The sequence below is a fragment of the Pseudoalteromonas sp. NFXS53 genome, assembly GCF_056629255.1.
On record NZ_JBWVBR010000014.1, the window covers coordinates 19,007 to 31,799 of the forward strand.

Annotated in this window: 9 protein-coding genes; 3 read left to right on the top strand and 6 right to left on the bottom strand. The window is 42.2% G+C overall.

Annotated features, from left to right (window positions below):
* Positions 1 to 94: 94 nt before the first annotated feature.
* Positions 95 to 1,600 carry a S10 family peptidase gene (locus tag AC1HJP_RS14660; RefSeq protein ID WP_480362473.1) on the bottom strand — a complete coding sequence of 502 codons (1,506 nt, stop codon included), beginning with the start codon at positions 1,598 to 1,600 and terminating at the stop codon, positions 95 to 97.
* 278 nt (positions 1,601 to 1,878) lie between these two features.
* Here AC1HJP_RS14660 and AC1HJP_RS14665 point away from each other — a divergent pair, with 278 nt between their 5' ends.
* The 3 genes from AC1HJP_RS14665 to mrcB all read left to right on the top strand — a co-directional run bounded on the left by AC1HJP_RS14665 (position 1,879) and on the right by mrcB (position 6,043).
* Entirely contained in the window at positions 1,879 to 2,217 is a 339-nt protein-coding gene (locus tag AC1HJP_RS14665) for a P-II family nitrogen regulator (RefSeq protein WP_130254678.1), read from the top strand.
* 11 nt (positions 2,218 to 2,228) lie between these two features.
* Entirely contained in the window at positions 2,229 to 3,458 is a 1,230-nt protein-coding gene (locus AC1HJP_RS14670) for an ammonium transporter (protein ID WP_480362474.1), read from the top strand.
* A 224-nt stretch (positions 3,459 to 3,682) separates the two neighbouring features.
* Positions 3,683 to 6,043: a penicillin-binding protein 1B gene (gene mrcB / locus AC1HJP_RS14675; protein ID WP_480362475.1), complete on the top strand. Its 2,361-nt coding sequence runs from the start codon at positions 3,683 to 3,685 to the stop codon at positions 6,041 to 6,043.
* Between the two features lie 44 nt (positions 6,044 to 6,087).
* Here the strand turns inward: mrcB and AC1HJP_RS14680 are convergent, their stop codons facing one another.
* From AC1HJP_RS14680 to AC1HJP_RS14700, 5 genes are all read right to left on the bottom strand, one after another.
* Positions 6,088 to 7,929, bottom strand: coding sequence for a methyl-accepting chemotaxis protein (locus AC1HJP_RS14680; protein ID WP_480362476.1), 1,842 nt, complete (start codon positions 7,927 to 7,929; stop codon positions 6,088 to 6,090).
* A gap of 135 nt (positions 7,930 to 8,064) precedes the next feature.
* Positions 8,065 to 9,345 (bottom strand): glutamate-1-semialdehyde 2,1-aminomutase, encoded by a 1,281-nt coding sequence (gene hemL / locus AC1HJP_RS14685; RefSeq protein WP_480362477.1) that lies wholly within the window; start codon positions 9,343 to 9,345, stop codon positions 8,065 to 8,067.
* 15 nt (positions 9,346 to 9,360) lie between these two features.
* Entirely contained in the window at positions 9,361 to 10,377 is a 1,017-nt protein-coding gene (locus tag AC1HJP_RS14690; protein WP_421963370.1) for an aspartate carbamoyltransferase, read from the bottom strand.
* Between the two features lie 125 nt (positions 10,378 to 10,502).
* Positions 10,503 to 10,937 carry a CopD family protein gene (locus AC1HJP_RS14695; RefSeq protein WP_480362478.1) on the bottom strand — a complete coding sequence of 145 codons (435 nt, stop codon included), beginning with the start codon at positions 10,935 to 10,937 and terminating at the stop codon, positions 10,503 to 10,505.
* Positions 10,938 to 10,949: 12 nt separating this feature from the next.
* Positions 10,950 to 12,626, bottom strand: coding sequence for a chloride channel protein (locus tag AC1HJP_RS14700; protein ID WP_138480191.1), 1,677 nt, complete (start codon positions 12,624 to 12,626; stop codon positions 10,950 to 10,952).
* Between the last annotated feature and the right edge of the window lie 167 nt (positions 12,627 to 12,793).

Here is a 12,793-nt window from a genome sequence, read left to right on the forward strand (position 1 = left end):
AAATTCGCTAATGCTTTGAGTATACCCAAATTTTAAAGACATGCGAATGAAGGTGGGGCCTTATAAGCAAGATATAAGGCCATGGTATAAGTTTTTAGTACTTAGCTGATTTGCCATTCGGTAGGGCGTTTTGAATAAATTCACGTAAGTCTTGATTCGATTGCTCTAAATCAGCACGACGTAAATACATCATATGGCCTGAGCGATAACCTTTAAAGCTTAAACGGTCACGCATTTTTGCACTTGGGTCGAGTTGCCACATTGTATATTTTGCATCGAAATAATTGGTTGCACCGTCATAGTATCCCGCTTGCACTAACACATTAAGGTAAGGGTTTTGCGCCATGGCTAAACGTAGTTGCTCACCGGTGTTGTTATTACTGCGATCCCATGGATGAACCGAGCCAAACATATTGTATTTAATATCGGTTTTGTAGTTTAACTCTTCACGTAGATAGTAATTAATGGCTGGTGTGAAAGAGTGCAGCCATGAGGTTAGCTCTGGCCAGTAATCAGGGCGACTGCCAGCATCGCGTTTATCAATACCTAAATAACGAGAGTCTAAGCGGCCAAGCGTTTGACCTCTGTCTCTTAGTAGCTCTTTCCAAAAAGCGCTGGTCGGAATATCTAAATTGTTCTGAGCGACAAAGGTTTCTGATAAACCACTGAACTTAGCAACTTGCTTAATTGTTTGTTGCTTTTCAGCATCGCTGATAAATGCACCTTTTGCCAATGCTGGTAGGTATTGATTAATGGTGTAAGATTCAACTTCGTCTAATACATCTAACAAGTCTTTATTTTGTAGCTCTGGCGCTAACGCTTTGTGGTACCAAGCCGCCGCCGCATAGTAAGGTAAGCGATTCGCAGCCTTTACAGGGCCTTGTCGTTTAATGCCAATATCGGTAGGCGAAACCAATACTACGCCATTTAAGTACATCCATTGGCTGTTTTGTAGCTCGTGAGCAAGACCTGATACACGTGTAGTACCATAACTTTCACCAATTAAAAACTTAGGTGATAAAAAGCGGTTGTTGCGATTCACAAAAGTGTTTAGCCATTCGGCGAGATATTTGATATCAGCATTTACACCAAAGAAGCGCTTTTTCTGCTCTGCCTTACTAGGCATTTTCCCATCTTTGTTTGGTAAAACACGCGAATAGCCAGTATTCACTGGGTTTACGAAAACAATGTCAGCTACGTCTAAAACTGAGTAAGGGTTGGTTTGTACACCGTAAGGTTGAACCGGATAACCTTCAGTATCGATATTTAGAGTTTTAGGGCCTGTGTAAGCAATATGCATCCACACTGACGCAGAGCCAGGGCCACCATTGAATGAGATTAGCAGTGGGCGCTTACTTAAATCTTTAACGTCGGTTTTCTTGTAGTAGGTGTAATGTAGGGTAGCAACTGGATGACCTTCTTCATCCCAGACAGGCTGAGTTCCTGTGGTCGCAGTGTAGTTAATTCTTTCACCAAGAATCTTAGTTTTATGTTTTGAGACAACTTGGTTGTCTATGTCGATTTGGCGGCTATGTTCACTTGCATTGACCGCATGGCTTATCAGCAATGCTGCACTGATGATGATGGTTTTTAGTTTCATTTTTTGATGTCCTCCGAAACTAAATAATGTTCTGCTCTTACTGAATATGCAAAGTTTATGAGTCCAAGTATGGACAAATTGAGATGGGTGTAAAAATGATTGAAATTTATGCACCAGCTCAGTTCAATTTGCATAACTACGCACTTAATTGGTGCATTTTATCTAATTTTAAATGTTCTTAAATTGTTAACTTTATGTATTTTTTAAAGTTTTAATTTTGGTATAGAGCTTGATTATTCATTGCCAACATAACGCATCACAATGTCGAAGGGGGCAATATGAAAATGATCAGCGCTATCATCAAGCCATTCAAACTTGATGAAGTCAGAGAAGCATTATCGGAGCTAGGTGTAGAAGGTATGACGGTTGTTGACGTAAAGGGTTTTGGTCGTCAACGCGGTCACACTGAGCTTTACAGAGGTGCTGAATATCAAGTTGATTTTATTCCAAAAATCAAAGTTGAAATCGCAACACAAAGCGAAAACGCAGAGCGTATTGTTAACACCTTAAGTGAAGTCGCTCGCACCGGAAAAATCGGTGACGGTAAGATTTTTGTGTATGACCTAGACCAAATTGTACGTATCCGTACTGGTGAATTCGACGAAGAAGCGATTTAGGAGCAATAACAATGGAAAACAGCATCATAGAACTCAAGTTCTCTTTAAATACTTTTTACTTTCTGATCTCTGGCGTATTGGTTATGTGGATGGCAGCGGGTTTTGCCATGCTTGAAGCGGGCTTAGTTCGCTCAAAAAACACCACTGAAATTCTAACAAAAAATATCGCGCTCTATGCCATCGCTTGTACTATGTTCTTGCTGGTGGGTTATAACATTATGTACGTCGATAATACAGCTGGTGGCATAGTGCCGAATTTTGGCGCGCTCATTGGTAGTGCCGCAGATGATGCAACTCATGCATTAGAAGCTGATTTCTTCTTCCAAGTTGTATTTGTGGCAACGGCAATGTCAATTGTATCAGGTGCAGTTGCGGAGCGAATGAAACTATGGGCTTTCTTAGCATTCACCGTTGTTTTAACAGGCCTAATTTACCCAATCGAAGGTTTCTGGACTTGGGGCGGCGGTTTCTTATCTGAAATGGGTTTTGTAGACTTTGCAGGTTCTGCGATTGTTCATGGTGCAGGTGCGGCAGCGGCATTAGCGGGCGTATTACTGCTAGGTGCTCGTAAAGGTAAATATGGTAAGAACGGTGAAGTTTATCCAATTCCTGGTTCAAATATGCCACTTGCAACACTAGGTACGTTTATTCTGTGGATGGGCTGGTTTGGTTTTAACGGTGGTTCCCAACTATTCATTGCAGATAAAGCGAATGCGGTTGCTGTGAGTCAAATTCTTGTGAATACCAATGCTGCGGCAGCGGCAGGTGCGATTGCTGCACTACTAGTTTGTAAAGTGCTTTGGGGTAAAGCAGATCTCACTATGATTTTAAATGGTGCATTAGCGGGTCTAGTTGTAATCACGGCAGAGCCAGCTTCACCATCACCGATTCTGGCAGTACTGTTGGGTGCATTAGGTGGTTCACTGGTGGTATTCAGTATCGTGTTCCTTGATAAGGCTAAGATTGATGACCCTGTAGGTGCGATTTCTGTACACGGTACCTGTGGCGCATTAGGTATCATGTTAGTACCACTTTCAAATGGCGATGCGAACTTTGTGACACAGTTAATTGGTCTAGTCAGTATCTTTGCTTTCGTATTTATCGCTTCTTACATTGTATGGGCTATCTTAAAGTCAACAATGGGTATTCGAGTTGGCGAAGAAGAAGAGTTGTCAGGTATGGACCAACATGACTGTGGTGTTGATGCTTATCCGGAGTTTGTTACGGTTCGCGGTCAATAGTTGTCAAAGTTTCAATTTGCACACAGTGAGTGAAGAACAAATATCAGAAGTATCGAGTTAAGATTTACTGAGTGGTGTTCATGTGATGAGAGTTACTCACTGTGTGCATTTTGAAAACTGAATAAAATCAAGCCTAACTTAGCAATGAGTTAGGCTTTCAGGTCTTGTTAATCTAAGGTAATCTATGGTGATTAAATTGGCATTAACCATTCGTGAATAAAGGCATGGCCGAAAAAAAGACTCCTACCCCAAAATCGTCTACAAAAAAAGCAACACCGAAAAAAAGCGCTGCGCCTAAATCGAAAAGCACAAAAAAAACAACGAATAAAACTACAAAACAGTCAAAAGGTAGATTTGCTCAATTCAAACAAAGAACCTTGCTAGGACTTTGGCGTTTATTTTGGAAAGGCAGTATCGCAGTTATCGCGGTGTTAGCGTTTTATGTGATTTACCTTGATGCCAAAGTGACTAAGCAATTTGAAGGGAATAAATGGCAGTTGCCGGTGCAGGTCTATGCCCGAACGATGGATTTCCGCCCTGATCAATATTTGTCAGAAAAAGAAGTGCTTTGGGAATTAAAGCGCTTAAATTATTCAGAAGTAAATCAGCTTAGTCGCACAGGTCAGTATGTGGTTGAAGGGCGAACTATCCGTATTTATCGACGCGCTTTTGAGTTTTATGATGGGGTTGAGCAAGGCAAAGTATTTACCTTAAATTTTGCCGGTAAAAAATTAGCCAGCATAGTCAATGAGTCTGGTAGGCGAGTGCCTAAAGCTCGATTAGAGCCCGTACAAATAGCTCGTATTGGTAATGACTCAAAGCAAGACAGAGAGTTTGTTCCTCTCGATAAATTTCCCACTATTTTAAAAGATGCGTTACTGGTTGTGGAAGATAGAAACTTCTATGAACACCATGGTGTATCTGTTATGTCTATTCTTAGAGCGCTTTATACCAATATTAAAGCTGGAAGAACGGTGCAAGGTGGCAGCACATTGACTCAACAGTTAGCTAAAAATTTCTATCTAACTCGAGAACGAACTCTTACGCGTAAGATCAATGAAGCCTTGATAGCGATGATCTTAGACTTCAGATATAGCAAAGATGCCATCTTAGAAGCTTACTTAAACGAGGTGTATTTAGGGCAAGCATATAATCAAGGTGTGCATGGTATGGGGCTGGCTGCAGAGTTTTACTTTGCAAAGCCTGTCGATGAGCTTGAGTTTGACCAAATTGCGCTATTAGTGGCTATGGTCAAAGGGCCTTCTTATTACAACCCGAGACGTTACCCTGAACGTGCCCAAGAACGACGTGATCTGGTACTCAGGCTGCTAGCTGAAAATGGTTACTTAAGTACCAATGAATATCGTCAGTCACTTGAAAGGCCTATTAAAGTTGAGCCCTTAAGCCGTGACCGACAACAAAATTACCCAGGTTACCTAGAGTTGGTAAATCGAGAGTTAAAGGAGTTGTTACCTGATCAGCAAGTCATTAATGCTGGTGTGAGGATATTTACTTACTTTGACTTGCAAAAACAAGCCGCGATGGAAGAGTCTGTACGCAAAGGTTTACCTTATCTAGAGCGAAAATATCAAACTGAAAAGCTTGAAACCGCGATGCTCTCAGTCAACCTTGAGAAAGCGGGTGTGTCTGCTTTGGTAGCTGGTCGAGATATGCGCTTTAGTGGCTTAAACCGCGCACTCGATACCAAGCGACAAGTGGGCTCTTTGGTGAAGCCAGCGATTTATCTCACTGCTTTTGAGCAAAATACACATAACTTGGGGACATTGTTAGAAGATGGACCGCTAGAGGTCAAAGATAGTTCAGGGGATGTATGGACCCCTGAAAACTTCGATCATAAATTTAGAGGCAAAATGCCGCTTTATGAAGCATTCAGTAAAAGTATTAATATTCCGGCGGTCAACCTAGGATTAGATATTGGCGTGCATAAAGTCGCTGAAACACTGAGTGAATTAGGCATTAAGCAGCAGGTTGAGCAATACCCTTCGTTACTTCTTGGTGCTCTAGAGCTTTCTTCATTTGATGTGGCACAGATGTATAGCACCATTGCCAGGCAAGGTCGCTATCAGCCACTTACCAGTATTGCTGCTATGACCAATTCGGTTGGGCGAGTATTGTATGAACATCGAACGCGCTCAGAGCAACGTTTTGCTGAAGAATCGATTTATATGACAAATTACGGCTTAAAAAGAGTCACCAAAGATGGCACTGCAAAACGCATTAATCTTCACTTCCCGTCTATTCAGCTTGCAGGTAAAACAGGCACCAGTAATGATTTAAGAGATAGCTGGTTTGCGGGGTTTGATCACAATACAGTGACGGTGACTTGGCTCGGACGAGATGATAACAAGCCAACAGGTTTGACTGGGTCTAGTGGTGCGCTTGAGCTATACATTCGCTATCTGAAACCACTTAATCCGCAGGCAATTGCTGATCAAAGACCGGACGGTGTGCGCTGGGCGTTTGTAAACCCAAAAACAGGCCGACAAGCTGCACCAAGTTGCGGTAAAGTTATACAGTTACCTATTAGACGGGAACTGTTCAACCCAACGCCAACTTGTTCTTAAACTGGCGTTGGCATTAACGATGATAAAAGGGCTAAACAGCATCACTAAAACTGGAATTTCTTAACCGCACCTTCAAGCTGAGAGCTCATTGCTGCAAGTGCATGGGCATCATCTTGAGTAGCAATTGCTGATTCAAGAGTGTGTTGAGCAACATTGTTAATGCTTGTCGCATCACTCAAAGCTTGTTGAGTGGCTTGAGATTGTTGCTGGACTAACACACTAATATGTTGGCCCTGATTATCTATGTCGACCATGCTGGTTTGCGCTTCTTGTAACACCTGATTGGTTTTTTCTGCTGCAAGTACGCCTTGCTCCATTTGCTCAACACTTCGACGCATTTTGTCTTGTGTGGTATTTGAAGCTTGTTGAAGTGCATTAATAATGGTGTGAATTTCTTCGGTTTGCTGCTGAGTACGCTTGGCCAAAGTTCTCACTTCATCGGCAACAACTGCAAAGCCTCGGCCTTGCTCACCAGCTCGCGCCGCCTCAATAGCTGCATTGAGTGCTAATAGATTTGTTTGTTCAGCAATTTCACTGATTGCGACACTGACTTTGCTAATGTCTTGGCTATCTTGTGCCAGCTTATCAAGTGCTTGTCGACTCTCTTCAAACTCTTGTTGCAACATGGTCATATGCTGAGCAAGTTCTGTGGTGTTCTGGCTGCCTTGTTTTACGTGGCTTGCCGCTGTGCTTGCTAATTGTGTTGCCTCTTGGGCTGAATGCTCAACAGAGGTGGCGGCATGATTCATTGCTTCTAACGCTTCTACAATAGTACCGATATTTTGCTGCTGCTGACTGACATCTTCACGGGTACTTTGGCTGATTTCATTGAGTTTGCTGGTGGCATTTTGTAAGTTGCCACTGGTGCTTTTTACATCCCCAAGCAGATTAACCATAGCATCAAGTACTTGATTGTATTGGTAAGCAATAATGCTCATTTCGTCATTACCAATCGCCGTTGCTTTGGCGCTTAAATCACCTTGTGCAGCTTTACTTGCGTTGTATTCAAACGCACGAATATTGTCTACCACAGCAAAGTAAAAGCCGAACATAAGGTAACTTGCAAGCAACAGTGACACAATCGCAGCAAGCACAACACTGTTTCTGATCAGCTGTTGAGATGATAAGCGCTCGTTTAGTAATGCTTTTAAAAGCGGTGTTGCCGTATTGATGAGCATACTTACTTGTTCAAGCGTATCGCTTTTTAAATTATTGAATTGGCTTTGTGATAATTGTAATTCATCAGGGTCAAGCAGATTATTTTGAATGCTATTTTTAAAAGCTTGTACGGAACGTGAAACCTTATCTAGTTGCTGTGATAGCGATGATTTTACAGTTTGGTTATCTGCGATAGCTACCGCCAGTTTACCTTCTAAACGTTCAGCGTAACTGGGTAATGATTTATTGTAATTCGAGAGTGCAATAAAGGTGTCTGGGGTAAATGACCCCGCTTGGATCACCAATAATGCTTGCTCAGAAGTGAGATTTATTTGTTCAATCAAGCTCGGAACAGACTCAACCAAAGAGCGATTTATATAAGAGCGTGCAATATCGCCATCAATGGCAAGTTTTGATTGAATAGAGACTTGTTCGAGCGCGTGTTGTTGGGCGCTATCTGTGATATCAAAGCCGTTGCTTCTGGCTAATTGACGATTTGCCTGTTTATTTTCAGACATAACATTTTGTAAAAGCGCAGGGTAGAGCGCTAAACCACTTTGTTGCTGCTGTGTGAGTGCAATATTTTGGCTGAGAATAGAGCTTAAGAAGAATAAGCTGACACTAAGAGGAACAAGTAAAATACCAAAAATTAGACTGATTTTACTTTTGTATTTCAAGTTGGCCATTAAAGAAATAGCGGGTGAGAAAAGCGTTTTTGATCCTTGCATATGCGTCACTTATTAATTGTGTGTATTAGATAGACCGAGCAAGTTTCAATTTTAGTTCAAAAATAATTTTTTTCTTTAAAAAACAAAAAGCCCACAAACGTGGGCTTCTAACTAAAAGCTATAAACGCTTATTGTTTATAGCTTTTTAAATACTTTTGCAGCGGCAGCAATTGTCTCTACAATATCTGCATCTGTGTGCATTGAGCTTACAAAGCCAGCTTCAAAAGCAGAAGGTGCAAGGTAAACACCTTCTTCAAGCATTAAATGGAAGAACTGTTTAAATCGCTCTAGGTCACATTCAGTTGCTTGCTGGTAGCTATTTACAGACTCAGCAGTTGTGAAGAAGAAACCAAACATGCCACCCACATAATTTGTAGTCAGTGGAATACCCGCTTCATCAGCAGCTTGTTGAAAACCTTCGCACAGTGCTTTGCTTTTTGCTTCAAGCTCTTGGTGTAAGTTACCTTGGCTTAATAGCTCAAGTGCTTTTAGACCAGCGGCCATCGCGATTGGGTTACCTGATAGCGTACCAGCTTGATACACTGGACCTACTGGCGCGATGAAATCCATGATTTCTTTTTTACCACCAAAAGCACCCACTGGCATACCGCCGCCGATCACTTTACCTAGACAGGTTAGATCAGGCTGAATGTTGTAGTAAGCCTGTGCGCCGCCTAGTGCCACGCGGAAGCCTGTCATTACTTCGTCAAAAATAAGTACTGATTTGTGCTCATCACACACTGAACGAAGTCCTTCAAGGAAACCTTCAACTGGCGGAATACAGTTCATGTTGCCCGCAACCGGTTCTACGATAATACAAGCAATTTCGTCTTTGTATTCATTGAAGATAGCTTTAACTTGCTCAATATCGTTGAACGCTACCGTTAATGTGTGCTTAGCGAAATCAGCAGGAATACCCGGAGAGTTAGGCACACCCATAGTTAAGGCACCAGAGCCTGCTTTAACTAATAGTGAATCAGCGTGACCGTGGTAACAGCCTTCAAACTTTAGAATTTTGTCACGGCCTGTGAAACCACGAGCAAGACGAATAGCACTCATTGTCGCTTCAGTACCAGAGCTTACCATGCGTACTTTTTCGATTGATGGCACTAGCTCTTTTACTTTCTCAGCCATCAAGATTTCAGTTTCAGTTGGGGCACCGTAACTAAGGCCGCGCTCAACAGCTTCTAAAACGGCTTGCTTAATCTCAGGGTGGTTGTGACCTAATATCATAGGACCCCAAGAGCCCACATAATCGATGTATTTTTTATCGTCAGCGTCGTAAGTATAAGGACCTTCAGCATTGGTGATGAATAGTGGCGTGCCACCTACACCATTGAATGCACGCACTGGTGAGTTAACGCCACCAGGAATTGATTCTTGAGCACGAGAAAATAAATCTTGGCTAATTGTCATGTATATAGTCCTATTTTAACTGTTACGTTTACGGCTGAACCAAGGTACTTCTACTTCGTAGTTTTGTACTTGGTTTTCAACGCCTAAAGTTAACGCGAATAACGCCATACGGATCAATACGCCATTTTGTACTTGGCGGAAGATTGCTAAGTTGTCGTTATTGTTTAAATCATTGTCTAGTTCATTTGCATCACTACGGCTATCGCGAGGTAGTGGATGCATTAGAACTGAAGTTGGCTTGCAGTGTGCGTTATAAATTGCTTGGCTAATTCTAAAGCCACCACGGTATTTGTTGGCTTCTTCTTGAGATGGGAAGCGTTCTTCTTGTATACGTGTTTGATAAACGATATCAGCGGCTAGGTTGCCTTCCATCTTAGAAACAAGTTCGATTTGATGACCCGCGTTCGATACATTATCAAGAATGTAGTCTGGCATTTGTAAGCCATCAGGTGCAACCATAGTGAATTTAACATCTTTATAGTGGCACAGTAGCTTTGATAAAGAGTGCACGGTACGACCATATTTTAAGTCGCCTACTAGCGCAATGTGCATGCCATCGATGCCACGCTCAAAGCGGTGTAGTTCTTTATCTATGGTTAAAAGGTCAAGTAATGCCTGAGTAGGGTGCTCATTTGGACCATCACCACCGTTGATAACTGGCACATCAGAACCTGTAGCAAATTCAGCTACAGACCCCGCATCTGGGTGACGCATAGCAACTGCATCTGCATAAGCTGAAATAACGCGCGCGGTATCGTATAAGGATTCACCTTTAGCTAGAGCTGAGCTTTGCATGCCCGTCGTTTCACGAACCAAACCACCTAGTAAATTGAACGCAGTACCAAAGCTGACACGCGTACGTGTACTTGGTTCAAAAAATAGGTTAGCTAGAACAGCACCTTCAAGCACATTGGTACGTTTTTGCTTTTTAGCATATGGTTCCATTTTCTTTGCTACAGCAAAGATCTGTTCAATGGCATCTCTGTTTAATTGATTTACAGAGAGAATATTTTCACCTTGGAAACTTAACATGAGGCGATCCCTAATCAGAAAATGACGAGCGATTAAAAGCGAGGCTTTCAACCAATATATTTAGCAGGCCAAGACTGGCTGACTTGGCGCCGCATAATAGCACAATAAAGCCGAGTTTTAGACAATTAAAAGCTAGGTTTGAGTATTGCCAGCATGATTATCGCTAAAAGCAATAACACCGGAAATTCATTAAAGATCCGATAAAAGCGATCACTGCGCGTATTTCTATCATGTTTGAAATCGGCTAGTAGTTTAAAGCAGTAGCCGTGGTAAATATAAAGGATGATCACTAAGACAAGCTTGTAATGTAGCCAGAGGTTATATTTAAACCACTCTCGACCGTACTCAAAAATCATTAACAGACCAAAAACCAAAGTGAGTAAAGCAAAAGGCGTTACAAAGAACAGTAATCTGCGCTCCATCACTTTTAACATGGCACTACAAGGTGGTTCTTGGTTGATAGCGTGATATACAAATAAGCGGGGCAGGTAAAAAATACCGGCAAACCATGCCACCATAAAGAAAATATGCAGTGCTTTATATACAAGTAATGCTGTCATTTAGCCTCCAGTTTAACTGGTTCTTATTGTTAGAATTTGACGGATCTGATCCCAGCGGACCACACCCATAACATGGTGTTCATCTTTTTGATTAAACACATATACGGCGCCACTTCGTTTATCGTTTAATAAATCAAAAGCGTCTGACATGGTTGCTTGGCTGCTTAAGCCTTGCATCGGAATGTAAGAAATATTCATAGAGTCGTCAGACATCAAACTTAAATCGTATTCTGCCAGTCGATAGCCATTTTGTTCATCAAATACGATAAGTGGTGTGTGGCTATTGACCGCAGACAGCGACTCTTTAATTTGCTCTTTATCATCAGAGTAGAGTAGTTTGAATTGCTCATTCATCTCTTCAACAATTCCCACTTTTTGCAGTACTTCACTGGCAGGCGATACTTGGTAAGCCAAGCCTTGGAAATCAAGTTGCTGTAAGAAGATAGAACGATTGCCGAATACTTGTAATGCCGTCACGTAGGCGGTTGAAATCACTAACATCGCAGGGACGATTATTTGTGGACTGGCAGTTAACTCCATCACGGCTGTCAGGGCTGCTAATGGGGCATGTAAAGTTGCAGCCAGCAAGCCCGCCATACCTAGAACGCTGTAGGTACCAGCAATGTGTTGGTCAGGGCTAATAAATTGCCCGAAATAAGACATTAAGGTGCCCATTACAACACCTAAACCAATGACAGGGCCGATTAACCCGCCAGGGATACCTAAACCAATCGCAAATAAAGTTGCCAGTAACTTAGCAATTAAAATAGTCGTGAGTAATTGAATATTTTCAGGTGATGTCACAGCCAGCGTAATGGCACTCATACCTGAACCCATAGCCTGTGGTACTAGATTACCGATTAAGCCGGCAATTAACCCAGCTAGCATCAAACGTGGGAACATGCTTAAAGGTTTAAATGTACGAATTATCATCATTAGGTTTTGGTTAAATGCAAAGGCGACAGCTCCCAAAATAACACCACAAATTACCAAATACGGATAATGCCAAAAGCTCAAAGGGGTGACACTGATAAGGGCAAGCTCAGTATCGTGGCCAAATACAAATTGTGTGGCTAACGCGCCCGTGACAGCGGCAAGCATGATAGGTACGAATATATGTACTTTATATTCACGCAGTACGACTTCCATTACAAAGATAACGGCAGCTAGAGGTGTATTGAATGAGGCGGCAATGCCAGCAGCAACACCGCACCCTGATAGTGTTCTTGCAGCATTCCAAGGCAAGTGTAGTCGCTCAGATAACACACTTGCACCGGTTGCACCCATATGTACAGAAGGGCCTTCTCGACCAACTGAAAAACCGCTAATAAGGGCCAGAGCACCGCCAAAAAATTGGTTTGCAGTGTTCCAAATCGGCATTTGCCCATAGTGGTGTTTAATGCGATGAATAACAAAAGGTATACCAAGGCGGTAATGCTTGAAGCCAGTCATAGCAGCAAACAAAGCAATCAAAAAAGCCGCTAAAACGGGTAGGCTAACTCTTAAGTGCTCTGGTAGTTGTGTAAAGTCATCTGGGGAGTCGAGAAATAAACTTTGCACGCCATAAATCGTAAGCCTAAATAAGATAATTAAAATTGCAGCGATTAAACCCGCAGCGACACCTAGTAAGCATAACTGAACAGAGGTTTTTGGCTTGGCTAATTGGCGCCTAAGGGCGTCCAGAGACATGGCTTTATTCCGACAAAAAACAGACCCCTAAGTCTATCAAATAAATTGGTTTTCGTCTTGTTTTAGCGCAAAGAAGATGGCTTTTCTAGCAAGTTGCCACTGAGTATTCTACAAACGGATTACTTGATTAAAATACTCGGGTATTAGATAATCGCGCCATTATCAGA

What these genes read in the sequence shown, in the direction of transcription:
- AC1HJP_RS14690 (WP_421963370.1), bottom strand. Translation starts at nt 10,377, where the DNA reads ATGTTAAGTTTCCAAGGTGAAAATATTCTCTCTGTAAATCAATTAAAC.
- AC1HJP_RS14700 (WP_138480191.1), bottom strand. Translation starts at nt 12,626, where the DNA reads ATGTCTCTGGACGCCCTTAGGCGCCAATTAGCCAAGCCAAAAACCTCT.
- hemL (WP_480362477.1), bottom strand. Translation starts at nt 9,345, where the DNA reads ATGACAATTAGCCAAGATTTATTTTCTCGTGCTCAAGAATCAATTCCT.
- AC1HJP_RS14665 (WP_130254678.1), top strand. Translation starts at nt 1,879, where the DNA reads ATGAAAATGATCAGCGCTATCATCAAGCCATTCAAACTTGATGAAGTC.
- AC1HJP_RS14680 (WP_480362476.1), bottom strand. Translation starts at nt 7,929, where the DNA reads ATGCAAGGATCAAAAACGCTTTTCTCACCCGCTATTTCTTTAATGGCC.
- AC1HJP_RS14695 (WP_480362478.1), bottom strand. Translation starts at nt 10,937, where the DNA reads ATGACAGCATTACTTGTATATAAAGCACTGCATATTTTCTTTATGGTG.
- mrcB (WP_480362475.1), top strand. Translation starts at nt 3,683, where the DNA reads ATGGCCGAAAAAAAGACTCCTACCCCAAAATCGTCTACAAAAAAAGCA.
- AC1HJP_RS14670 (WP_480362474.1), top strand. Translation starts at nt 2,229, where the DNA reads ATGGAAAACAGCATCATAGAACTCAAGTTCTCTTTAAATACTTTTTAC.
- AC1HJP_RS14660 (WP_480362473.1), bottom strand. Translation starts at nt 1,600, where the DNA reads ATGAAACTAAAAACCATCATCATCAGTGCAGCATTGCTGATAAGCCAT.